The sequence below is a fragment of the Wenzhouxiangella psychrophila genome, from assembly GCF_042310375.1.
Taxonomy (GTDB): Bacteria; Pseudomonadota; Gammaproteobacteria; order Xanthomonadales; family Wenzhouxiangellaceae; genus Wenzhouxiangella.
On the sequence record NZ_JBHJMQ010000014.1, the window covers coordinates 24077 to 47941 of the forward strand.

Genomic DNA, 23865 nt, shown 5'->3' on the forward strand with positions numbered 1-23865 from the left:
TCCCCTCGCCGGGGTCAGCCGGTCACATATTTTTCCAGTTGTTCGATCAGTTGCTGCTGATCACCGATAACCGCATTGACCAGGTCGCCGATGGAGACCACACCGAGCAACTGATCCTGCTCAACCACGGGCAGGTGACGAATGCGTTTGTTGGTCATCAGCGCCAGGCCCTCTTCCGCGGACGCTTTCGGTGAAATGGTGATGGCCGGACTCGAACAGATGTCGCCCACCTCGGTGTCGCGTGAGGAGCGACCTTCCAGGATGACCTTTCGGGCATAGTCACGCTCGGAGACGATACCGTGGAGTTGATCGTCGTCCAAGACGATCAACGCCCCGATACCCTTGGTCGCCATCAGGCGAATCGTGTCGTAGACGGTGTCTTTGGGAGTGACCGACCAGATCTGATCCCCCTTTTCGGCGAGAATCTGTCGAATCGTATGCATGATCACCACTCTCTTGTGTAATGCGCTAGTTGATTTTGAGTATAGGCCTACCGGGCCCGGGTCGGCAAATAGCTTACTTGCCGATACAGAAACTCGAGAAGATACGACCGAGCAACTCGTCGGAGCTCATGCGCCCGGTGATCTCGCCCAGTGCCTCGGCAGCCAGACGCAACTCCTCGGCCAGCAACTCCCCCGATCCGCTGGCCGCCAACTCGGCCTGCCCGCGGCGAATATGTTCGCCTGCGAAATCGATCGCGTCGACGTGTCGCTGTCGCGCGGAATACTCGCCACCGCCTGCTTCTTTCAGGCCGAGTTCCTCGACGACCACTTGCTCGAGCAGTTCCAGGCCACCGCCGGTCATGGCGGACACTCTGACGTGACGTCCCTCCCGAGAAGGCGCATCGCCCGAAAGGTCGATCTTGTTTTCGATGCGAATCAGGGGAACGTCTTCCGGCAGGCCCGGAAGCGGATGCGCTTCGGGCTCGGTTGCATCGATAACCCAGAAGATCAAGTCGGCGGCGTGCATCTCGCGCTCGGCGCGTCGAACGCCCTCGGATTCGACTCGATCGACCGTCTCGCGAATGCCGGCGGTATCGGCCAGCGTCACCGGCAGTCCGGCAATCGTGATGGTTTCACGCAGCACATCTCGCGTGGTGCCCGGCACCTCGGTGACGATGGCCGTGTCATGACGGCTGAGCGCATTGAGGAGGCTGGACTTGCCCGCATTGGGCCGACCGACAATAGCGATGCGAACGCCGCTCGACAGTAGTCGTCCGGTTCCCGCTCGAGCGAGGAGTTCCTCCTGACGGGCTCGCAGTCGGGCCACCCGTTCTGCAACCTGGCCGTCGGCGAGAAAGTCGATTTCCTCGTCCGGAAAATCCAGGGCTGCCTCGACCCAGACGCGAAGTTCGACCAGGGCTTCGGCGAGTTCGTCGACTTCTTTTGAGAAGGCTCCTTCAAGGCTTCGGTGCGCGGCGCGCGCGGCGGTATCGGTGGCCGCTGAAATCAGGTCGGCCACGGCCTCGGCCTGGGCGAGATCCATGCGGTCGTTGAGAAAGGCACGCTGGCTGAACTCCCCCGGTCCGGCGCGCCGGGCGCCGAGTTCCACGCAGGCGGCGATGATCATCTCCAGTACCACCGGGGAGCCGTGGCCCTGCAATTCAACGACGTCCTCGCCGGTAAACGAAGCCGGGCCGGGAAAGACGATCGCCAGTCCGGAATCAAGCGTTTCGCCCCCGGGGACCGTGAACGTGCGCAAGCCCGCCTTTCGAGGCGACGGCAGCTTGCCGCCTAGTTTTTCGGCAATGGCGCAGCTATCCGGACCGGAAAGGCGTACAACGCCGACGCCGCCCCGTCCCGGGGGTGTGGCGATGGCGACAATCGTGTCGGTGGGGGAATCCATGGGTTCGGATTTTGCCATAAGGGATTCTGGTTGCTGGATTGGCGATACCGAAAGCGGTGGGGGCCTCGACAAGTCAAAGGCTGTTTCGCCCGGCTTGCTTCGCAAGCTCTTTCGGCGAGCAACTTTTTTCTCGCGCGAAAAAAGTAACCAAAAACGCTCTTAAAACCATGCGGTGGGGCCGCAGGAGTAACTCGCCGTGGTGGCTTCACAGAATGTTGCTTGTGCCTTCGATCCTGCCCGGTCGAATTGGATGGCGTCTTCGGCAGAGATCGGGCGTAGCCCGCACCTGAACGGTACGACTTCGATAAAGGCCAACTTCCATTCGCCATAAGGGAAGCTGGAGGTGTAGCACCCCTGCCTCCAGTGTGGGCGCCCTGGCGCTGCTGTTGGCATGCATCGAGGTCGTGGCAGTGGGTCGGGCCACGCGTAACCTCAAATCGGAGCTTGGAAGAATCCGGCCGGGCACAAGCGAAGCCACAGCCGTAATTCTGTGAAGCCACTCCGCTGGAAAATGCCTGAGACGTATCCGCCTAGCTTTTAAGCGCGCTTTTGGTTACTTTTTTCGCGCGAGAAAAAAGTGACTCGCCGAAAGAGCTTGCGAAGCAAGCCGGGCGAAACAGCAGTTGACCTGTCGAGGCCCGCACAACGAGCAGTGGCGCCAATCCACCTAGCGCCCCATACAGTGAAGCGCCCCGATACCCCGCCCAAGGCGGGGCACAAAACCTTAGCGCTTCTTCCGTTCTTCTTCCTTGTCGAGCCGCCGCAGGATGTACCACTGCTGCGCGAGCGAAACGCCGGCGTTGGTTGCCCAGTACAGCACCAGGCCGGCGGGGAACAGGGCGAACAGGAAGGCGAAGACGATCGGCAGCCCCTGCATGATCTTGCGCTGCATCGGATCCATGCCGGCGGCCGGCATCAGTCGCTGCGTGATGATCATGAAGATGCCGTTGAGCACCGGCAGAATGAAAAGCGGGTCCGGCTGGCTGAGATCGGGCACCCACAGGAACGAGGCCTGTCGCAACTCGACCGACTCGAGCAGTACCCAGTAGAGCGAAATGAAGATGGGAATCTGCACCAGGATCGGAAGGCAGCCGCCGAGCGGGTTGACCTTCTCCTTCTTGTAGATATCCATCATCGCCTGACCGAATTTCTGACGGTCGTCGCCGTAGCGCTCCTTGAGCTGCTGGATGCGCGGCTGCAGTTTCCTCAACTTGCCCATCGAGCGGAACTGCGCCTCGGTAAGCTTGTAGAAGAGCAGCTTGATGAGCAGGGTCAGCACCACGATGGACCAGCCCCAGTGCTGGATCAGGGTGTGAATCTTGTCCAGCGCCCAGAACAGCGGACGCGAGATGATGGTGAAGAAACGATAGTCGACGGTCAGGCGCAGGCCCGGTGCGATTTCGTCGAGACGGTTCTGAAGCTTGGGGCCGGCAAACAACCGTGCCGAGAATTGGTGCCTGCCGCCGGCGGGCACGGTAACCTGGGGCGAGGTAGCCGCCAGGAGGTAGCGCGGCAGCTGCCCGTTTTCGACCTCGCGCGTCGTGTATCGGTGACGCTGGTCCTCGGGCGGAATCCAGGCAGCCAGGAAGTAATGCTGGATCATGGCTGCCCAGCCGCCGGCATGGGTCGCCTGATACTGGTCCTCGGCGATATCGTCCCAGCCGCGCTTGGTCAGCGCGTCTTCCGGTGAATAGATAGCCGCGCCGTTGTAACTGATGCGTTCGGGATTGGTAAAGACCCAGCCGGCTTCGCTGGTGTCGGGCCGGGTGCGCTGAAGCTGGACGTACCGGGCGCCCTGCCACGGCTCGCCAGAGTTGTTGATGACCTCGATCTCGAGATCAACCACGTAGTTGTCGCGATAGAAGACCCAGGTGGCGATCACTTCAAGGCCGGATTCGTCCTGCCAGGTCAGCGGTACTTCAAGCCGGTCCTCGCCGGGCTGCAGTTCATAGAAATCGCGTTCGAACTGCCACTGGGTCCGGTGATTGGGCGCCGGCCGATCGGCGCTGACCAGGCCCGCCTGGGCAACGAAGAGTTCCGGCAGGTCCTGAACGAGCAGGACGAATGGTTGTTCGGGGCGATCGACACTGACTGGGTAGTCCTTCAGGCGCAGGTCAACCAGGGTGCCGCCGTTGGCATCGAGGTCGACGTTGAGCACATCGGTATCGATGGTGATCCGGCGACTGGCCCGGGCTTCCGGCTGCGGCGAGGGCACATCGGGCGAAGCGGCCTGTTCCCCGTCTTCGGCGGGGTCATCGGAAAAATCGGGCACGTCGGGTACGTCACCGGGTGCGGCTTCGCTCCGGCTCTCCCGGGCCTCTGTTCCCGGATCAGCCTGCTGCTCCGATTCGGTCGCGGGTCGCGGCGGCGGTGCATAGTCCTTCTGCCACTCCAGGTAAACCATGAAGCCCAGCAGGCCGATGAGAAGAAGAAGAAAACTGCGCGTATTCATGGGGTGTCGCTAAACCGCTGCCATAGTTGTTCGAGGTTTTCTCTCAGGACGCGACGATCTGCCTTGCGGGCAGCCGATCGGGCCACGACCACGTAGTCCATGGGTGCGAGCCGGTCACGCCGGAGCCGAAACGATTCGCGGATCTGGCGTCTGATGCGATTGCGATCGACCGCTCGCTTCGAGACGCGGCGCGAAACGGCCATGCCGAGTCGCGCCTGATCCGAGGGCATATAGTGAACCCGGAAGAGTTCATTGCCGCAGGAGCGGCGGGCGGCGAAAACTGCCTTGAACTGCCCGCCGGATAACAGGCGCGCAGCTCGCGGCAAGCGGTGCCGCCGTAGCATTCGCCTTGAGTACTTATCGTCCGGGGTTGGCGCCCAGGCGCTTACGACCCTTGGCCCGGCGGGCGTTGATGATCGCGCGGCCCGACTTGGTGGCCATGCGCGCACGAAAACCGTGGCGGCGAAGGCGCTTGATTCTGCTGGGTTGGAATGTCCGTTTCATGACCGAATCCGTAAAATTTTGGCGATAGAATGAATGGCCTGGTCGCGCGGTGACCGGCCGGGCCGGATACGACAACGCGCCCCCGCACGGCGGTCTGCCGCGCAAGGAAGCCTAACAAAAGACATCAAGAATACCGCTTGGACGGCTTTCGTGTCAAGATTCAGAAGGGTTTCAATCGACTACAGCTGCCCGGTTTGTCGAACCGGTCCTATGCGGGATGAATTAGACTGAGCAACTTATGAGCGAGCCGCAGCACAATCGTCCAGTCGCCGATCTTTGGCAGCAATGCCTCGAGCGCCTGGAGCGACAGATTCCCCTCGAGGAGCTCAACACCTGGATACGCCCGCTGCAACTCGACGGAAACGGCGGCGGCCGGGTTCGGCTGACCGCGCCCAACGATCTGGTGCGCGACCAGGTACGCCAGCATTATCTCGATATGATGCGGGAGTTCTTTGCCTACCACGGCTATGAACGCGAGTTCGTCACCATCGAAGTCGGTAGCCGCAGGGAGCCGCGTGTCCAGCAGCGCTATCAGCCCGATGGCGGCGCCTGGGGCCTGGACGATCGCTATCGTTTCGAAAATTTCGTCCTGGGCAAGTCGAACGAACTTGCCTATGCCGCCGCGCGGCAGGTCGCCAACAGCCCGGGCACCGTCTACAACCCGCTTCTGCTCTACGGCTCCACCGGCCTGGGCAAGACCCATTTGCTGCATGCCGCGGGTCGTTTCATCGCCGATGCCAATCCCGACGCCCAGGTGATGTACCTGCACGCCGAGAAGTTCGTCAGCGAGATGATCCAGGCGTTGCGGCGCGACAGCATCGACGCCTTCAAGCGCCGCTACCGCTCGGTCGACACCCTGCTGCTCGACGACATCCAGTTCTTCGCGGGCAAGGACCGTTCGCAGGAGGAGTTTTTCCACACCTTCAACGCGTTGCTGGAATCGCGCCAGCAGATCATCCTGACCTGCGATCGCTATCCCAAGGAAGTCGACGGAATCGAGGCCCGGCTTCGCTCGCGTTTCGGCTGGGGGCTGACGGTGTCGATCGAGCCGCCCGATTTCGAAACGCGTGTGGCCATCCTCCAGAAGAAGGCCGGCGAACGGCAACTGGAACTGAGCGACGACGTCACCTTCCTGATCGCGCGTCGAATGCGTTCGAACGTGCGCGATCTCGAAGGCGCGCTCAATTCACTCATCGCCAACGCTCGTTTTTCCGGCCGCACGATCGACCTCGACTACACCCAGGAGATTCTGCGTGACGTGCTGGCCGTTCACGACCGGCTGATCACCATCGAGAACATCCAGAAAGTGGTGGCCGATTATTATCAGCTGCGCGTGGCCGACCTGCTCTCGCGCCGCCGGAGCCGGTCGATCGCCAGGCCGAGACAAATGGCGATGTACCTGGCCAAGGAACTGACCGAACACTCGCTGCCGGAGATCGGAAACGCTTTCGGCGGCCGCGATCACACGACAGTGCTTCACGCCTGTCGTAAAATCGAGAGTTTATGCGAGTCGGACGGGCGTTTACGCGAAGAGCACGCGCGTCTGACGCGAGAACTGACGAGCTGATGCAATTACCTGTGGGGATAACCTGAACAAGCTGTGGACAGAATTTTCGACGCGACTTATCCACAGACAGCCAACAACTTTCGAGGACAGTTGTCCCGATCGATTTTGGTATGCAATACGTTGAAAATAAAGAGAAAAACAGTTCGTCAACAGTATCAACAGGCCCTGTTACTACTGGTTATTTCTTTATATATACATAAACAGAAACAGTCATCCGACTGCCTCGACATGAAGGAGAAATCATGAAGTTCTCGATTCCACGTGAGACGCTGCTGGCGCCGATCTCCCAGGTAGTCAACGTGGTCGAACGACGGCAGACATTGCCGGTTCTGGCCAATTTCCTGATCGAAGCCGTCGACGAGGGACTGCGCATCACGGGCACCGACATGGAAGTCGAGGTAGTTGCCCGGGCCCAGGCCGAGGTCGCACAGACCGGTTCCATTACGGTGCCGGCACGCAAGCTGGTGGATATCTGCCGGGCGCTGCCCGAGGGTGTGCAGATCAACGTCCAGCTCAACGAGGACAAACTCGCGGTTCATGCCGGCCGCAGTCGATTCAGCCTCGCCACCCTGCCGGCCAGCGAATTCCCGTCGAGCGACCAGGCCGAGACGCTGCAAACCTACGAGGTCAACCAGGGTCGCCTGCGCTGGTTGCTGGACAAGACATCGTTCGCCATGGCCCAGCAGGATGTTCGGCACTATCTCAACGGCCTGCTGCTCGAGTTCCGCGAGGGGCAGCTGCGGTCCGTGGCCACCGATGGGCATCGTCTGGCGCTGGCCGAAACCGAGGCTGAAATCGATGGCGAGGTGCGCAGCGTGATCGTCCCGCGCAAGGGGGTGATGGAGCTCAACCGGATCCTCGAGGATATCGATGAGCCGCTCAAGATCATGCTCGGCCAGGGGTTCCTGCGCGTGGATCGGGATCGCATCGTCATGACCACGAAACTGATCGACGGGCGTTTTCCGGATTACGAGGCCGTCATTCCCCTGCTCAGCGAGGATCCCATGAAGGTCGATCGCGATGAGTTTACGCACGCGCTGCAGCGCGCAGCGATTCTCTCCAACGAGAAGTACCGCGGCGTGCGCCTGGAGATGCTGCCCGATACCCTGCGTATCGTGGCGCACAACCCGCAGCAGGAAGAAGCGACCGAGGAAATCGAGGCCGAGCACAGCTTTGACAAGCTCAAGGTCGGTTTCAACGTGAATTACCTGATGGACGCCCTGAGTTCGATGGAAGGCGAGAAGGTTTCGATCTCGCTCAAGGACGCCAACAGTTCCTGCCTGGTGACCGACCCGGACAGTGAAGCCGTGCGTCAGGTCGTGATGCCACTCAAACTTTAAGTTACCGGGCATCTCTTGAGCCTGGATCGCCTGTCGATCCGGGGGGTGCGCAACCTCGAACCCCTCGAACTGTCGCCGGCGCCCGGCATGAACTGGTTCTGCGGCCCCAACGGGGCCGGCAAGACCAGCATTCTCGAAGCCATTTATCTACTCGCCCGCGGGCGCTCCTTCCGTACTGCGCGCATTACGCGAGTTATCCAGAAAGACGCCGATGCGCTCACCGTGGTCGCCCGGCGGGCCGACACGGCCGGCCGGCTGGGAGTCGAGCGTGACGCCGACGGCTGGCGCGGCCGAATCGATGGTCGCGACTGCCAGCGCATCAGCGAATTCGCCGCTTTGTTGCCCCTGACCCTGATTGAACCCGGTAGCCACGCCTTGATCGACGGCGGGCCCGAACGCAGGCGCCAGTTTCTGGATTGGCAATTGTTCCACGTGGAACATGAGTACCTCGCCGCCTGGCAGCGCTTCGCACGCCTTCTGCGCCAGCGCAACGCCGCCCTCAAGGCGCGGGCTGCCGACAAGGTGCTCGACGCGCTCGAGCCCGAGTTCCTGCGCGGTGCCGAGGCGATAGGCCGTGCCCGCCGGGCCCTGGTCGAGCGGCTGTCCGGATATGTAACCGCAATGCAGTCCGAGCTGGGTTTCCGGCTTCCGGGGAGCCTGGAATTGCGTTACCGCGGGGGATATCCAGAAGATGCGGATCTGGCGACAATCCTGCATGAAAAGCGGGATCGGGATCGTGAGCGTGGTTTTACCCAATACGGCCCCCATCGCGCCGAGCTGGTGCTTCGCTGCGATGGGCAGGCGGCCGCCGAAATGTCGCGGGGGCAGCAGAAGCTGGTCGCCGTCGTGCTCCTGCTGGCGCAGTACCGGCTTCTGAAGGAGGGGCAGACGCTGGCGCCTGTCCTGTTGATCGATGATCCTGTCTCCGAGCTCGACGCCGACCACCTTGAAGCGCTACTGTCCTGGCTGCAGCGTGAGTCCGTTCAGAGCTGGATTACCGCAACCAGCGCGTCTCCGGTGTCCGCGAGGATGTTCCACGTGGAACAAGGGCGCGTTGACCGTGGGTGATATAATCCCGCAATGAAGTTCCGCGAGCGGATTCTCGCTCGTCGGTCGTGCGCAAATCTTCCTGGAAAAAGCATCCCAATGGCGCAAGACAGTTACGGTTCAACCAGCATCAAGGTCCTCAAGGGCCTGGATGCCGTTCGCAAGCGGCCGGGCATGTATATCGGCGATACCGATGACGGTACCGGCCTGCACCACATGGTTTTCGAGGTCGTCGATAATTCCATCGACGAAGCCCTGGCCGGGCACTGCGATGTGATCCGCGTGATCCTCCACGGCGACGGTTCGGTCAGTGTTTCCGACAACGGTCGCGGGATTCCGGTGGATCTGCACGAGGATGAAGGGCGTTCGGCGGCCGAGGTCATCATGACCGTGCTGCATGCCGGCGGCAAGTTCGACGACAATTCCTACAAGGTTTCCGGCGGGCTGCACGGGGTCGGCGTGTCGGTCGTCAATGCCCTGTCAGAAAAACTCGAGCTGGTGATTCATCGTCAGGGCCAGCGCTGGTACCAGAGCTATACCGACGGTGTGCCCGACCAACCACTGGAAGCCACCGGCGAGAGCACGCGCAGCGGTACGGAGATTCGTTTTACCCCCAGCACAGAAACCTTTACGGACGTCGAGTTCCATTACGACATCCTGGCCAAGCGCCTGCGCGAATTGAGTTTTCTCAATTCAGGTATCGAGATCGAACTGACCGACGAGCGCAGCGGCAAGCAGGACCGCTTCATGTACGAGGGCGGCATCCGGTCCTTCGTGCAGCACCTGGGCGAAAAGAAGAGTGCGCTTCATCCTACGCCCCTGCACTTCTCTGCCGAGGTTGATGGCATCACCGTCGAGGCGGCGCTGCAATGGACGGACGCTTACCAGGAGTCCGTTTTCTGCTTTACCAACACCATTCCGCAGCGAGATGGCGGCACGCACCTGGCCGGCTTCCGAGCGGCGTTGACCCGAACAATCAACCACTACATCGACGAGGAGGGCCTGGCCAAGAAGGCAAAGATCCAGACCACCGGTGACGACTGCCGGGAAGGCCTGATTGCCGTTCTTTCGGTCAAGGCGCCCGATCCCAAGTTCTCCTCCCAGACCAAGGACAAACTGGTCTCCTCCGACGTCAAGCCGGCGGTGGAATCCGCGCTGTCGGAACACTTGCGCGACTTCCTGCTCGAGCATCCCAATGAAGCCAAGGTGATCGTCGGCAAGGTGATCGAGGCCGCCCGCGCCCGAGAGGCCGCCCGCAAGGCACGAGACATGACCCGGCGGAAGGGTGTGCTCGACATTGCCGGACTCCCCGGCAAGCTGGCTGATTGCCAGGAAAAGGACCCCGCGCTGTCGGAACTGTTCATCGTCGAGGGTGACTCCGCCGGTGGTTCGGCCAAGCAGGGCCGCAACCGCAAGTACCAGGCCATCCTGCCGCTGAAGGGCAAGATCCTCAACGTCGAAAAGGCGCGCTTCGACAAGATGCTGGGCTCGGCCGAAGTCGGCACGCTCATCACTGCCCTGGGTACCGGTATCGGCAAGGATGAGTTCGATGTCGAGAAGCTGCGCTACCACCGAATCATCATCATGACCGACGCCGATGTCGACGGCTCGCACATCCGCACCCTGCTGTTGACCTTCTTCTACCGCCAGATGCCAGAACTGATCGAGCGCGGTTACGTCTACATTGCCCAGCCGCCGCTGTACAAGATCAAGCAGGGCAAGCAGGAGTGGTACCTCAAGGACGAGGCGGAAATGAACAACTATCTGCTAGAGCGTGCCCTGGACGGCGCTCGCTTGTTCCCGTCGACCGAGGCACCGGCGATCGACGACGCTGCACTGGGCGAGCTGCTCAAGAATTTCCAGCAGGCCCGGCTGGTCGGTGAACGGCTGAAGCTACGCTATGACGCCGACGTGATAGAGCAACTTGTTGATTTTCAGCCACTTTCTTCGGAAACAGACTTCGATAGATGGGCCCAGGCCTTCACCGCACGACTCGAGCAGGCCACGCCGGCCGGCGTCACCTGGAACATCAAGGCGCTCGGCGGCGGCGGCGTGGTGATCTCCCGCCACGCCCAGGGTGTGGTCCAGGATACCGTCCTCGACACCTCGTTCTTCAACTCGCCCGAGTATCGACAGCTGGCCCGGGTCGGCGAAGCCGTTCACGACCTGTTCGAGGATGGCGCGCGCGTGGAACGGGGCAATAACGCGACCCCCATCCACCGGTTTGCCGAGGCCTTTGACTGGCTGATGGAAGAATCCCGCAAGGGCCGCAGCTTCCAGCGCTTCAAGGGCCTGGGTGAAATGAATCCGGAGCAACTCTGGGACACCACGGTCAACCCGGAAACCCGGCGTCTTCTGCGCGTGAATATCGAAGATGCCGTGGCCGCCGATGAGGTCTTCTCGACCCTGATGGGCAACGAAGTCGAACCCCGGCGCGCCTTCATCGAAGACAATGCGCTACAGGTCTCCAACCTGGATATCTGAGCAAAACACAGGAACCACCACGGAAGGCACGGAAATCACGGAAAAAGAAACTTCTATCTTCTTCGCTTCCGTGCCTTCCGAGTTTTCTGTGGTTCCATGGGTTTTGCTTTTCAGAAGAAGCCGGCTCAGAGCACGTTCGCCAAGGCGGTTTTGAGGTCTTCGAAGGTGGGAATGTTGGGGATGGGCGTCGATCCCACGACGCCGAGCTTGAGACCGACCCGGTCGGCGGCATCGATTAATGCATGATCGGACCCGATAAGGGTCATTTCGCCGACGTTGCGGCCATATCGACGCGCGGTTTGCTCGAACTCGTTTTTCTGGCGGTGCTTGCGGCTGAACAGGCCGGTGCCCAGGTACAGCACGCCGTCGAGCTCTGCCCCGGCGCGGGTGAAAAGCTGGTGGAGCTGCTGCTGCAGTGCCAGGTCGTGGTCGACACTGCGGCGGGTCGGCCGCCAGCTGGCCGGCTTGGGCGCGACCAGCACGACGCGATTCCCGCGCCTCTGGAAGGTCACTACGCGTTCAATCCGGGCGGCGTTGGGCGTCCGTTCGCCCCGCCCGAGCAGCAGGGAACGCTCGATCAGTACCGGTGCGGTCGACCCGCCCATCAGCGACCCAGCCGGGCGACGTCGGCAATGCGCAGAAACAACGCGCGCAGGCGATCCAGCAAGGCCAGGCGATTGTTCCTGAGCGCTTCGTCATCGCACATCACCATGACATCATCAAAGAAGGTGTCGACCGGTTCGCGCAGTCTGGCCAGTGTTGCCAGGGCCGCCGGATAGTCCGCCCGTTCCATCGCCTGGTCAAGCTCGGCTTCGGTCGAGTCGATCGCCTCGGCCAGTGCGGATTCGGCCGGCTCCGAGAGCAAAGGGTGATCGATGCGCTGGCCGCACTGGAGTTCCGCCTGCTTGAGCAGGTTGCTGGCGCGCTTGTTGGCCGCGACCAGCGAGGCCATGGCCGGATCATCGGCAAACTGCTGAACAGCACGGGCCCGCGCCAGGAAATCGGCGACCGACCCGGCTTCGCCGGCGGCGACCGCATGCACGGTATTGGTTTCCATTCCCTGCTCTGCCGCCCAGGACCGCAGGCGCTCGAAGATAAACTGTTCAACCTCCTCGATCAGCGCATCGTCGACAGGAACCGTCCCTTCGAGCGGCCGGGCAGCGGCTTCCAGCGCCTTGCGGATCGTCAGTGTCGTTCCGGTATCGGCGAGCAGGCGCACGATACCCAGTGCGGCTCGCCGCAATGCGAACGGATCCTTGCCGCCCTTGGGCTTCTGCCCGGCGGCGAAGACACCCAGCACGGTGTCGAGCCGGTCGGCCAGGCCCAGCGCCCGGCCGGCGGCATCGTGCGCCAGATCGTCACCGGCATGACGCGGCCGGTAATGTCCCTCGATGGCGTCGGCGACCGCTTTCGGCTCGCCGTCTTCGAGCGCGTAATAGCGCCCCATCGTGCCCTGCAGCTCCGGGAACTCCCCGACCATTTCGGTAACGAGATCGCATTTGCACAACCCGGCCGCGCGAGTGCTCGCCTCGATACTGGCGTCCAGGGCGGGCGCCGTCGTTTCGACCAGCTTTTCGAGCCGGCCCACCTTGTCGCCGATGCTGCCCAGCTTTTCCTGGAACAGGATGGCGTCGAGCCTTTCCCGTTTGTCGGCCAGGCTGTTTCGCTGATCCTGGTCCCAGAAGAACCGGGCATCGGCCAGGCGCGGACGAATCACGCGCTCGAAACCGGCCGTCATAAGCTCCGGGTCCGTACTTTCCAGATTGGCCACGGCGATGAAGCGCGGCGCCAGCTTGCCGTCGCCGTCTCTGAGCGCGAAACTCTTCTGGTGCTGTTCGAGCGAGGAAATCAGCGCCTCCTCGGGCACTTCGAGAAAGTCCTCGCTGAAGCGCCCCATGACGGCCACCGGCCATTCGGTCAGGCCGGCGACCTCGTCGACCAGGTTCTCGTCGAGCACGGCAACCAGATCCGCCTCGGCAGCCAGTTGCCTGGCTTGTACGACGATTCGCCGGCGACGCCGCGCGGGGTCGACGATCACCGAGGCTTTCTCGAGCAAGTCCTCGTAAGCGCCGGCTTGATCAACGCTGTGCCAGCCCGGCGCATGAATGCGATGTCCGCGGGTCTGTCGACCCGCCCTCAATCCGAAGTATTCGAACTCGATCGTCTCTTCGCCGTGCAGGACCAGCAACCAGCGCACCGGCCGCAGGAAACGCTCCTCGCGGTCGGACCAACGCATCGACCGGGCCCCGGCCATGGATCGCACGGTTGCGTCAAACACCTCCGGCAGCAGTTCGGAAAGCGGCTTGCCGGGCTGATCGACGCGCGTGAAAAGCCAGCGGCCCTGGTCGTTTTCCAGCCATTCGAGTTCGTCGAAAGACTTGCCGACGCTGCGGGCGAAGCCCTCGGCCGCCTTGGTCGGCTTGCCCTCGCCGTCCAGGGCCACGTTGTCGGCCGGTCCCTTCCGTTCGAGTACCTGGTCGGCCTGGCGTCGCTTGACCGCGGGAATCCGGATGGTCAGGCGGCGCGGCGTACCGAGCTTGATGATGCCTTCGTCGCTGTCGATCAACCCGGCTTCGAGCAGGCGGCTGCCCAGGCCCTCCGCCAGCAGTTGAAGCTGTCCCTGGAGCTTGCCCGCCGGCAGTTCCTCACAGCCGATTTCAATCAGCAGGTCCGCACGCTCACTCATGCCGCGTCCTCCCGCTCATCCTTGAGGCCGGGGAATCCCAGCTCCTCGCGCCTGGCGTAGTAAGCCTCGGCCACGCGGCGGGAGATATCGCGCACCCGCAGGATATAGCGCTGCCTTTCGGTTACGGATATTGCCTGTCGGGCGTCGAGCAGGTTGAACGTATGGGAGGCCTTGAGCACCTGGTCGTAAGCGGGCAGCGGCAGGTCGGCCTCGACCAGGCGTACCGCCTCGCCGTAGCAAGTATCGAACCAGCCGAACAGGCTGTCGACATCCGCCCACTCGAAGTTGTAGGTCGACTGCTCGACCTCGTTCTGGTGATACACGTCGCCATAGGTGACTTTGCCGAACGGCCCCTCTGTCCAGACCAGGTCGTAAACGCTGTCGACCCCCTGCAGGTACATCGCCAGGCGTTCGAGACCGTAAGTGATCTCGCCCATCACCGGCTTGCAGGCCAGGCCGCCGGACTGCTGGAAATAGGTAAACTGCGTGACTTCCATGCCGTTGAGCCAGACTTCCCAGCCCAGGCCCCAGGCGCCGAGGGTGGGCGACTCCCAGTTGTCTTCGACGAAGCGGATATCGTGCACCTTCGGATCGATGCCGACCGCGTCGAGCGAGCCCAGGTAGCGTTCCTGGAAATCCAGCGGCGAAGGCTTCATGACCACCTGGTACTGGTAGTAGTGCTGCAGCCGGTTGGGGTTCTCACCGTAGCGCCCGTCCGTGGGCCGACGGCAGGGCTGCAGGTAGGCGGCATTCCACGGTTCCGGCCCGATGGAGCGCAGGAAAGTGGCCGGATGAAACGTCCCGGCCCCCACCTCCAGGTCCAGCGGGGCGGTCAGAACGCAGCCCTGCTCTGCCCAGTAGCGGTCCAGGGTGCGTATGAAGTCCTGAAAATACACGATCTTGTCCGACTTTAGTGGGGCAAGCCTGCAAGTATAACGGCCCATGTACCGGCCGGTGGCGCGCATCCGGTTATCATGGCTCGCCCGACCGGCCATGCTGACCGCCGACAATGGAGTGCCGTGACTCGCGATCGACTGCTTATCGTAAAGACCGGTTCCGCCGTGGCCGAGGCGCGAGGGCGCTTCGGCGACTTCGAACGCTGGTTTGGCGACGTCATCGGACAGGACGGGTTCGATTACCAGACCGTCAATGTCTCCAACGGTGAAACGCTCCCGCCGCTTGAAGCGATCCCTGCCTACGCCGGCGTGATCGTGACCGGATCGCCGGCGATGGTTTCCCACGGCCTGGACTGGTCCGAAGCAGCGGCTCGCTGGCTGGCTGAAGTCATTGGCGATGACCACTTGCCGGTCCTCGGCGTCTGTTACGGGCACCAGCTCATGGCCCATGCCCTGGGCGGTCGCGTCGGCCCCAATCCCCGGGGTCGTCGAATGGGCACGCATCGCTTCCAGGTCGAGGGCGCCGAAGATCGCCTTGTGGGCTCGCTTGCGCCCGAAGCCCCGGTACATGTGACCCACCTTGAGGTCGTGCTCGATCCGCCGCCGTGCGCCCGCGTTCTTGGCCGAACCGAAGCGGACCCCAACCACGCGCTCCATTTCGGCGGCCGAAGCTGGGGTGTGCAATTTCATCCGGAATTCGATGCGGCGATCATGCGATGCTATGTAGAGGCTCGGACCGAGTTGCTCGATGGCGAGGGCTTCGACAGCCAGGCCATACTCGACCAGGTTCGGGAGACTCCTTCGGGAACAATCCTGCTGCGGCAATTTGCCGCGATCTGTAAAGCTGGGCGAGGTGATGAAAATGGCGAAAGCCGCTGACAAGACAATCCGGTTTCTGGGTGCAGCGGGTACGGTGACCGGATCGAAGTTCCTGCTGCGCTGCAAGCGCTCGCACTACCTGGTCGATTGCGGCATGTTTCAGGGCTACAAGCAACTGCGCCAGCGCAACTGGCGACCGCTGCCGATCAAGCCCCAACAGGTCAAACACGTCATCCTGACCCACGCGCATATCGATCACTCCGGCTGGCTTCCGGTGCTCTGTCGCGAGGGCTTTGGGGGCAAGATTCTCGCCACGCCGGCCACACGCGACCTGTGCCGTCACCTGCTGCCCGATAGCGGCTTTATCCAGGAAAAGGATGCCGAGGATGCCAACCGGCACGGCTGGACCAAGCACCAGCCGGCCAAGCCCCTCTACACCAAGGCCGAGGCAGAGGCTTCGCTGAAAAGTTTCCGCTCAGTCCGCTTTCACGAGTCCTACCGCACCGACCACGTCGAGGTGCTGTTCAGGCATGCCGGGCATATTCCCGGCGCGGCGACCGCGCAAGTCGATCTTGATGGAACCCGCATCGTTTTCAGCGGCGATCTCGGCAACTACAACAGCGCGACCATGCCCGAGCCCGAGACGGTCGAATCCGCCGACTACCTGGTGGTCGAGTCCACCTACGGCAACCGGGATCGAAATCACGAGGACCCCGAAACCGAGATTGCCCGGGTGATCAAGGACACGGTCGGACGCGGCGGCAGCGTGATCATCCCGGCCTTCGCGGTGGGGCGCACGCAGCTTTTGTTGCATCACCTCAATCGCCTGATACAGTCGCAAAAGATTCCGCAAGTGCCGGTCTACCTCGATAGTCCGCTCGCGATCAATGCCACGGAAGTGTTCGCCAATCATCCCGACGACCATCGACTGAGCGCAGCCGAGGCCGAGGCCGCCTGCTCACTGCCCGAGTACGTTCGCGACGTGGAACGTTCCAAGGAACTCGATCGCGATCCGCATCCGAAAATCATCATTGCCGGCAGCGGCATGGCCACGGGAGGGCGCGTCATCCACCACCTCAAGGTCTACGCACCGGACGCCCGCAACACCATCCTCTTCGCGGGATACCAGGCCGGAGGAACGCGTGGCGACAAGATGGTCGCCGGCGAGAAATCGGTCAAGATTCACGGACAGTACTGGCCGGTCAAGGCGCAGGTCGAAAACCTCGACATGCTCTCGGCTCATGCCGACGCCGACGAGATCATGCGCTGGCTCTCCGGTTTCCAGCGGCCGCCGCGCAAGACGTTCATCGTCCACGGTGAGCCTGCCGCCGCCGATGCGTTGCGCCTGCGTATCGAAGAGGAACTCGGCTGGGACTGCGTGGTGCCCGAACACGAATCAGAGCACGAGCTGGCATGAGTGGCCAGACCGACGCGTCAAGCGGCAACAACCTGATCGCACGTCGGCTTGGCCTCGATACCCACGACGAATTAGTGGTCATCACTCGGCGCGATTGCCCGATCTGCCGCTCTGAAGGCTTTTCGGCCCACGCACGGGTTCGGCTCAGGAACGGCCGTCGATCGATCATAGCGACCCTGTATCAAATCGAGTCCGAATGGCTCGGCCTGCATGAATTGGGCCTGTCCGAATCAGCCTGGAAACACCTGGAGACCGACGAAGGCGACCCGGTTCACATCAGCCATCCGCAACCCATCGCTTCGCTCAGCGCCGTGCGTGGTCGCGTCTATGGCAAGCGCCTCGACCGCGCCCAGATGCATGCGGCCATCAACGACATTGCAGCCGGACGTTATGCCGATGTCCACCTGGCCATGTTCCTGGCCAGCATGGCCGCCAGTGATCCAGACGATGACGAGCTTGCCGACATGATCGCCGCGATGGTCGATGTCGGCGAACGGCTCGAATGGTCTCGCGACATCATCGTCGACAAGCACTGCGTCGGCGGTCTTCCAGGCAACCGAACGACACCGCTGGTCGTCGCCATCGTCGCCGAACATGGTTTGTGGATGCCCAAGACCTCGTCGCGCGCGATCACCTCGCCTTCGGGAACAGCCGACACCGTCGAGACCATGACTCGGGTCGATCTCGATATCCAGACCCTTCGCGAAGTCGTCCAGCGGGAAGGCGGTTGCATGGCCTGGGGCGGCGCGATGCGGCTCAGCCCCGTCGACGACACCCTGATCCGGGTCGAGCGCCTGATGGATATCGACGCCGAAGGCCAGATGGTCGCATCGGTCATATCCAAGAAGGTGGCGGCCGGCTCCACACACCTGGTGCTCGATGTGCCGGTGGGCGAGACAGCCAAGGTCCGTTCGCAGGCCGACGCCGAGCGACTGGCAGCGCGGCTGGAAACCGTCGGCCAGCGTTTCGGCATGAAAGTCAGGGTGCTGATCACCGACGGCAGCCAGCCGGTGGGCCGCGGCATCGGTCCGGCGCTGGAGGCCCACGATGTGTTGGCGGTGCTGGCCAACGCCAAGAACCAGCCGCGCGACCTGCGTGAACGCGCGGCACGACTTGCCGGCGCGCTGCTCGAACTCGCAGGCGCTGCGGAGACCGGAGAAGGTGCGGCGCTGGCGGAAGAAACGCTGGCCAGTGGGCGTGCGCGGGCCCGTTTCGAGGCCATCTGTCGGGCCCAGGGCGGCCTCAAGACGCCACCCCGGGCCGACCACGAGCACAAGATGACCGCCAAACACGGCGGCGTGATCACCCGCTTCGACAACCGACGGTTGGCCCAGGTGGCCAAGCTGGCCGGCGCGCCGGGCGCCCCTTCAGCCGGCGTGTACATGCACGTTAGCCTGGGTGATCGCGTTGAAGTCGGCCAGCCGCTCTACGCGATCCACGCGGAGTCGGGCGGCGAGCTCGACTATGCCCGGGAATATGCCGAAACCAACGGTATCGTGGCGATCGGGTCGGGGATATGACGGTTCACGACAAGCCACTGATCCTGCCCCTGCCCGGCAGCGATGATCTTGCGGTGTCCCTGGCCGGGCAACTCGGATTGCCCCTTGGCGAATTGGAATGGCGGCGCTTTCCCGACGGCGAGAGCTACCTGAGATTGCACGCCGATCCGGCCGGCCGCGACGTTGTGGTCGTCGCCCGGCTCGACCATCCCGACGACAAACTGGCCACCCTGCTTTTCACCGCCGACCTGCTCCGGGAAATGGGTGCCGGAAGAATCGGGCTGGTCGCTCCCTACCTGCCCTATATGCGACAGGACATGCGGTTCAATCCCGGGGAAGCGGTGACCTCGAGACCCTTCGCGCGATGGATTTCAGCCGCGTTCGACTGGCTGGTGACCGTCGATCCCCACCTGCATCGTTACGCGAGCCTGGACGAAATCTACTCGCTGGAATCGAGCGCCATCGAGGCTGCCCCCGTCCTGGCCGACTGGATTGCCACCGGGGTCGAAGACCCGGTGCTGATCGGGCCTGACGGCGAAAGCGAGCAGTGGGTTTCGGCGGTGGCGAGCCTGCGCAAACTGCCCTGGCGGGTGTTTACCAAGAAACGCCACGGCGACCGGGACGTGTCCCTGCAGTTGCCCGAGCTGTCCGGCCTGGCTGGACACACGCCGGTGCTGGTCGACGACATCATTTCCTCGGGTACGACGATGGTCGCGGCGGGGCGCCAGCTGGTCGAAGCCGGTTTTCGGTCACCGCTGGTCGTCGGTGTCCACGGCCTGTTCGGCGACCAAGCCCGCGAAACACTGATCGAGGCGGGCCTGAATCAGATCGTGTGCACCAACAGCATTGATGTACCGGAGGGAGTGATCGACTTGAGCCCGTTGCTGGTTGAGGCGATCGGAGAGTGGTTGGAGGGGTAGGCGCATCACGCTGACTAACCGGGCCGACCAAACAGGCCGGCCCGTCAACCGAGAGTTCGCTGTGTTCGCTTAGATGAATCCCATCAGGCTCGCCAACACCACCAGCACCAGTGCCGGGGTAACCACCCGCACCAGCCACAACCAGGCATTGAAGGCCCAGTCGGGCATTTTCTGGTCGAGTTCTTCGTGCGTGATCTTGTTCGAAAGCACCCAGCCCGCGAACAGCGCGATCAGCAGGCCGCCGAGCGGCATCATGATGTTGTTGGCGGCGTGCTCGATGGCGCTCATGATGTCGCGCCCGCCGATCGACACGTGCGACCAGACATTGAAGGAGAACACCGAGGCCATGCCGGCCAGCCAGGCCAGCAAGCCCACGACCAGCGCGGCCGCCTTGCGGCCCATGTTGGTACTCTCGACCAGGTAGGCGGTCGCCGGCTCAAGCAACGAGATGGAACTGGTCCAGGCGGCGACCGAAAGCAGCAGGAAGAACATCATCCCGTAGAGAATGCCGAAGGGCATTTCGTTGAAGGCCAGCGGCAGCGAGGTAAAGATCAGGCCGGCTCCGCCGGAGCCCGGATCGATACCGAAGGAGATCACGATCGGGAAAATGGCCAGCCCGGCAATCAGTGCGACGGCGGTATCGGCGGCGGCCACGGTGATGCCCACGCGCGGGATGCTCACCCCGGCCGGCAAGTAGGCCCCGTAGGTCATGATGGCGCACATGCCCAGGCTCAGGGTGAAGAAGGCCTGCCCCATGGCAGTGACGATCATCTCGCCGGAGACTTGTGACCAGTCCGGGCTGAACAGGAAGCCGACCGCTTCGACAAAGTGACCGGTGCTCATCCCGTAGCCGAGCAGGATCAGCAGAAGTGCCAGCAGAATCGGCATGAGAATGCTGACCGCGCGCTCCAGTCCGCGCTCGACCCCGAAGGCGACAACCCCGAGTGTCATCGTCATGAAGATGGCGTGCCAGAAAGTCAGTTCTCCGGGATTGGACAGCAGGGCGCCGAACGTTGCCTCCGGATCGGTGATGGCGGCGCCTCCCAACAACTGCTTGAGATAGGTGAAGCCGTAGTGCAGGGTCCACCCGGCGACCACCGAATAGAATGACAGCACCAGGAAGCCGGCGATGATGCCCATCCAGCCAATTCCCGTCCAGGCGCGTGTGGCGCCGGCGTCGTCGGACAGCTCCTTGATCGAGTTGATCGGGCTCATGCGTCCGCGGCGGCCTATGACGATCTCAGAAAACATCACCGGCAGGCCCACGATCAGGATGCACAGCAGGTAGATGAGCACGAAGGCACCGCCACCATTCTCGGAGGTGATGTAGGGAAAGCGCCAGATGTTGCCCAGGCCGACTGCGGAGCCGGTTGCGGCCAGGATGAAGGCCAGCCGCGACGACCACATGCCGTGAATGGAAGTGGTTTTCATTGTTTTCGAATCCCCGAGTAATGAAGTTGTTATTACTGGCCGGCAATTGTGCGACAAGGAGGGGGTGGGTGCAAACGGGCGCCTCGTTGACCGGAGGGGCGCGAGCGGCCGGGGACCGGCAGGGCGCTCGTGCCAGCAGTTGTCCGGGCACTCACCAAAAGGTAACCGCCTTACGGCAGAATGAGGGACCATGCATTCCGTACTCGCCATCGATGACCTGCGCTTTGCCTGGCCCGGCCAGGACCAGGCTGTGCTGGATATCGAGCGGCTGTCGATTGCGCCGGGGGAGAAAGTGTTTCTTCACGGGCCCAGCGGTTCGGGCAAGTCGACGCTGCTTGCGGCCATCGGCGCGCTGGTCGTGGCGCAGGCCGGACGGATCGAGTTGTGCGGGCAGGACCTGTCGGCGCTGTCGCGCGGAGGCAGGGATCGATTCCGGGCCGATCATCTCGGCGTGATTTTCCAGCAGTTCAACCTGTTGCCCTGGCTCGACGTGATCGCCAACGTGACCCTGCCTTGCCGCTTCTCGAAGCGGCGCGCGCAGCGGGCCGGCGACATCGAGCGGGCTGCCGGACGACTGCTCAAAGGCATGGATCTCGAGGCCTCGCTGTGGCATCGCCGCGCCGACCAGCTCAGCGTTGGCCAGCAGCAGCGGGTGGCCGCGGCCCGCGCCCTGATCGGTCAGCCCGACCTGGTGCTGGCCGACGAACCCACCTCCGCACTGGATGCCGACCGGCGCGACCGCTTTCTCGATTTGCTGTTCGAGCGCATCGACGAGGCCGGCAGCGCCCTGTTGTTCGTCAGCCATGATCGGCAACTGGCGGTTCGCTTCGACCGCGTCTTCGACCTGACCGAACTCAACCGGGCGGAGTTGCCGGCGTGACCCTGCTTCGCCTGGCCTGGCATTCCCTGCTCAATCGCCGGGCGACGGTGGTGCTCACCATCTTCACCATCGCCTTGTCGATCGCCCTGTTGGTGATGGTCGAACAGCTGCGCCAGGATGTGCGCCAGGGTTTTTACCGCTCCGTCTCGGGCACCGACCTGATCGTGGGTGCCCGGACGGCACCCGTGCAGCTGCTGCTCAATACGGTGTTTGGAATCGGCACTCCCGGCAACAGCATTTCGCACGAGACCCTCGATCACATCCAGGACCAGCGCATGGTCGAGTGGACCATTCCGCTCTTGATCGGCGACAGCCACCGCGGCGAGCGGGTGATCGGCACCACGCAGGATCTTTTCGAACACTATCGTTACGCCGACCGGCAAGCGCTGGAGATGGCCAACGGCACGACCTTCGAGGATTTGTTCGACGTGGTCATCGGCCACCAGGTTGCCCGTCGATTCGGTTACTCCGTGGGCGATGAGATTCATCTGGCCCACGGCGGCGGCAATGTCAGCCTGCACGAACACGAGGACCATCCCTTCACCGTGCGCGGTGTCCTCGAACCGACCGGAACACCGGTGGACCGCAATCTCTACATTCCCATCAACGCCTACGGCGTCATTCACGTCGGCTGGGAGTCGGGCGTTCACCGGCCCGGCAGTGGGATCGACGCCGATGAGGCGCGCGAACACGCCCACGAGCACGAACCCGAGGAAATCTCCGCCGTCCTGGTCGGCCTGACCGCTCCAGCGGCGGTGTTCGGGCTGCAACGTTCGCTCAACGAGTACGAGGCCGAGCCGCTCACGGCACTGATGCCGGGCATTACCCTGCAACAGCTTTGGCGCTTGACCGGCGTGGCCGAACTGGTGCTGCGCGCCGTCGCCGTGCTGGTGGTTGTCACCGGCCTGCTCGGCATGGTCACGGTGTTGCTGACCACGCTCAATGAGCGACGCCGGGAGATGGCCATTCTCCGAGCCAACGGCGCGCGCGCCTGGCAGATCGCCGCGCTGCTGGTGTTCGAGGCCGGCCTGATCGTCGCCGGTGGCCTGTTTTTGGGCATCCTGCTGGCTTTCGGCGCAATTTACGCGCTTGGGCCCTGGCTGCTCGAAGTCTTCGGTCTCGCCGTCGGGGTGACCCTGCCCGAACCCTGGCAGTGGGCGGTACTCGGCGGCATTTTCGTCACCGGCTTGCTGGTGGCGCTTCTTCCGGCCATCATGGCCTATCGCCGCACCCTGTCCGATGGCATGCAGGTCCGGCTTTGAACCTGCAGACAAGGTGGTTGTCGGTGTATGAGTGAATTCGAATCAATCAACGGGAGCGTCATGAAGCGCAAGATCATCCTGGCCGTCGCAATCCTCGGCCTGCTGCTGACAGCCTCGGGAGCAGCAAACGAGACTCGCGAAATCGAGTGGATGGACCTCATGCCGGAAGAAGAGAAGATGGCGTGGGACGAGGCTTCCGAAAACGTTGACCACTCCGGCTATGCCTCGGCCGAGGAATTCCAGTCCTGGGAAACCGTGGGGGAGCTCGATGGCCAGAAGCTCCGTATTCCCGGTTTCGTCGTGCCGGTCGAGACCGACGGCGAAGGCAGGCTCGAAACCTTCTTCCTGGTCCCCTACTTCGGCGCCTGCATCCACGTCCCGCCGCCGCCGGCCAACCAGATCATCTACGGTCGACTCGACGAACCCATCGAGATGGTCAATATCTGGGACGCCTTCTACATGGAAGGCACGCTCAAGATCGAGGAAGTCTCCAACGAAACCGCCGACTCCGCCTACACCATGGCGGTGGACTCATTGAAGCCGTACTCCGGATAGGAAATAGCTCACGCAGCACCGCTGAGGTTGCAGAGAAGTTCAGAATCAAAATCTTGGAAACGCAAAGACGCAAAGACGCAAAGACGCAAAGGAAATACGAAAAGAATAAGACCTTGGAACCACGGAATTGCACGGGAGAAATTAGTCAATAAGTTTGCACGTGGGGCTGTCCTGAGATTTGTGTAACTGCCCATTGATACGTACTGTAAATCAGGAGTTTATCAATGGACGCAGTAGTGGATGAGAAAAAGCTGAAGGAGC

Annotated in this window: 20 protein-coding genes; 11 read left to right on the forward strand and 9 right to left on the reverse strand. The window is 62.7% G+C overall.

Annotation, left to right across the window (positions count from 1 at the left end; genetic code table 11):
- Positions 1-14 precede the first annotated feature (14 nt).
- The 5 genes from ACDC66_RS14465 to rpmH form a co-directional block, all read right to left on the reverse strand.
- Positions 15-443 (reverse strand): CBS domain-containing protein, encoded by a 429-nt coding sequence (locus ACDC66_RS14465; protein WP_376697447.1) that lies wholly within the window; start codon positions 441-443, stop codon positions 15-17.
- Positions 444-516: 73 nt separating this feature from the next.
- The gene (mnmE, locus tag ACDC66_RS14470) at positions 517-1863 is read right to left on the reverse strand and encodes a tRNA uridine-5-carboxymethylaminomethyl(34) synthesis GTPase MnmE (RefSeq protein ID WP_459117387.1); all 1347 of its coding nucleotides are present in this window, start codon (positions 1861-1863) and stop codon (positions 517-519) included.
- A gap of 706 nt (positions 1864-2569) precedes the next feature.
- Positions 2570-4297 (reverse strand): membrane protein insertase YidC, encoded by a 1728-nt coding sequence (yidC, locus tag ACDC66_RS14475; RefSeq protein WP_376697448.1) that lies wholly within the window; start codon positions 4295-4297, stop codon positions 2570-2572.
- Complete coding sequence (gene rnpA / locus ACDC66_RS14480) at positions 4294-4623, reverse strand: ribonuclease P protein component (protein ID WP_376697449.1); 330 nt, start codon at positions 4621-4623, stop codon at positions 4294-4296. Before rnpA ends, yidC begins: the two co-directional genes overlap by 4 nt.
- A 31-nt stretch (positions 4624-4654) precedes the next feature.
- Positions 4655-4801 carry a 50S ribosomal protein L34 gene (gene rpmH / locus ACDC66_RS14485; protein WP_376697450.1) on the reverse strand — a complete coding sequence of 49 codons (147 nt, stop codon included), beginning with the start codon at positions 4799-4801 and terminating at the stop codon, positions 4655-4657.
- A gap of 238 nt (positions 4802-5039) precedes the next feature.
- Here rpmH and dnaA point away from each other — a divergent pair, with 238 nt between their 5' ends.
- The 4 genes from dnaA (at position 5040) to gyrB (ending at position 11239) form a co-directional block, all read left to right on the forward strand.
- On the forward strand, positions 5040-6368 hold the full coding sequence (gene dnaA, locus ACDC66_RS14490; RefSeq protein ID WP_376697451.1) for a chromosomal replication initiator protein DnaA: 1329 nt from the start codon (positions 5040-5042) through the stop codon (positions 6366-6368).
- 242 nt (positions 6369-6610) lie between these two features.
- Positions 6611-7708 (forward strand): DNA polymerase III subunit beta, encoded by a 1098-nt coding sequence (gene dnaN / locus ACDC66_RS14495; RefSeq protein ID WP_376697452.1) that lies wholly within the window; start codon positions 6611-6613, stop codon positions 7706-7708.
- 15 nt (positions 7709-7723) lie between these two features.
- On the forward strand, positions 7724-8776 hold the full coding sequence (recF, locus tag ACDC66_RS14500) for a DNA replication/repair protein RecF (RefSeq protein ID WP_376697453.1): 1053 nt from the start codon (positions 7724-7726) through the stop codon (positions 8774-8776).
- A 78-nt stretch (positions 8777-8854) separates the two neighbouring features.
- Positions 8855-11239 (forward strand): DNA topoisomerase (ATP-hydrolyzing) subunit B, encoded by a 2385-nt coding sequence (gene gyrB, locus ACDC66_RS14505; RefSeq protein WP_376697454.1) that lies wholly within the window; start codon positions 8855-8857, stop codon positions 11237-11239.
- A gap of 125 nt (positions 11240-11364) precedes the next feature.
- Here the strand turns inward: gyrB and ACDC66_RS14510 are convergent, their stop codons facing one another.
- From ACDC66_RS14510 to glyQ, 3 genes are read right to left on the reverse strand one after another with little or no spacing between them, the layout of a single operon-like run.
- On the reverse strand, positions 11365-11844 hold the full coding sequence (locus ACDC66_RS14510; RefSeq protein WP_376697455.1) for a hypothetical protein: 480 nt from the start codon (positions 11842-11844) through the stop codon (positions 11365-11367).
- Entirely contained in the window at positions 11844-13925 is a 2082-nt protein-coding gene (gene glyS, locus ACDC66_RS14515) for a glycine--tRNA ligase subunit beta (protein ID WP_376697456.1), read from the reverse strand. The genes ACDC66_RS14510 and glyS overlap by 1 nt, the downstream gene beginning before the upstream one ends.
- Complete coding sequence (gene glyQ, locus ACDC66_RS14520) at positions 13922-14821, reverse strand: glycine--tRNA ligase subunit alpha (RefSeq protein ID WP_376697457.1); 900 nt, start codon at positions 14819-14821, stop codon at positions 13922-13924. The genes glyS and glyQ overlap by 4 nt, the downstream gene beginning before the upstream one ends.
- A gap of 123 nt (positions 14822-14944) precedes the next feature.
- Between glyQ and ACDC66_RS14525 the strand changes: the two genes are divergently transcribed.
- The 4 genes from ACDC66_RS14525 to ACDC66_RS14540 are packed head-to-tail and all read left to right on the forward strand — an operon-like array spanning position 14945 to position 19476.
- Entirely contained in the window at positions 14945-15700 is a 756-nt protein-coding gene (locus ACDC66_RS14525) for a glutamine amidotransferase (protein ID WP_376697458.1), read from the forward strand.
- Positions 15684-17057: an MBL fold metallo-hydrolase RNA specificity domain-containing protein gene (locus ACDC66_RS14530; protein WP_376697459.1), complete on the forward strand. Its 1374-nt coding sequence runs from the start codon at positions 15684-15686 to the stop codon at positions 17055-17057. The genes ACDC66_RS14525 and ACDC66_RS14530 overlap by 17 nt, the downstream gene beginning before the upstream one ends.
- Positions 17054-18577, forward strand: coding sequence for a thymidine phosphorylase family protein (locus tag ACDC66_RS14535; RefSeq protein ID WP_376697460.1), 1524 nt, complete (start codon positions 17054-17056; stop codon positions 18575-18577). The genes ACDC66_RS14530 and ACDC66_RS14535 overlap by 4 nt, the downstream gene beginning before the upstream one ends.
- A complete protein-coding gene (locus tag ACDC66_RS14540; RefSeq protein ID WP_376697461.1) occupies positions 18574-19476 on the forward strand; it encodes a ribose-phosphate pyrophosphokinase in 903 nt (300 codons plus the stop codon). The genes ACDC66_RS14535 and ACDC66_RS14540 overlap by 4 nt, the downstream gene beginning before the upstream one ends.
- 69 nt (positions 19477-19545) lie before the next feature.
- On the opposite strand, the gene ACDC66_RS14545 is transcribed toward ACDC66_RS14540, so the two are convergent.
- Positions 19546-20907, reverse strand: coding sequence for a sodium-dependent transporter (locus ACDC66_RS14545; RefSeq protein WP_376697462.1), 1362 nt, complete (start codon positions 20905-20907; stop codon positions 19546-19548).
- Between the two features lie 190 nt (positions 20908-21097).
- Here ACDC66_RS14545 and ACDC66_RS14550 point away from each other — a divergent pair, with 190 nt between their 5' ends.
- Genes ACDC66_RS14550 through ACDC66_RS14560 form a run of 3 tightly spaced genes read left to right on the forward strand, consistent with a single transcriptional unit; the run spans position 21098 to position 23604 of the window.
- The gene (locus tag ACDC66_RS14550) at positions 21098-21787 is read left to right on the forward strand and encodes an ABC transporter ATP-binding protein (RefSeq protein WP_376697463.1); all 690 of its coding nucleotides are present in this window, start codon (positions 21098-21100) and stop codon (positions 21785-21787) included.
- On the forward strand, positions 21784-23049 hold the full coding sequence (locus tag ACDC66_RS14555; protein ID WP_376697464.1) for an ABC transporter permease: 1266 nt from the start codon (positions 21784-21786) through the stop codon (positions 23047-23049). Before ACDC66_RS14550 ends, ACDC66_RS14555 begins: the two co-directional genes overlap by 4 nt.
- Before the next feature lie 60 nt (positions 23050-23109).
- Positions 23110-23604 carry a DUF3299 domain-containing protein gene (locus tag ACDC66_RS14560; RefSeq protein WP_376697465.1) on the forward strand — a complete coding sequence of 165 codons (495 nt, stop codon included), beginning with the start codon at positions 23110-23112 and terminating at the stop codon, positions 23602-23604.
- Positions 23605-23865 lie beyond the last annotated feature (261 nt).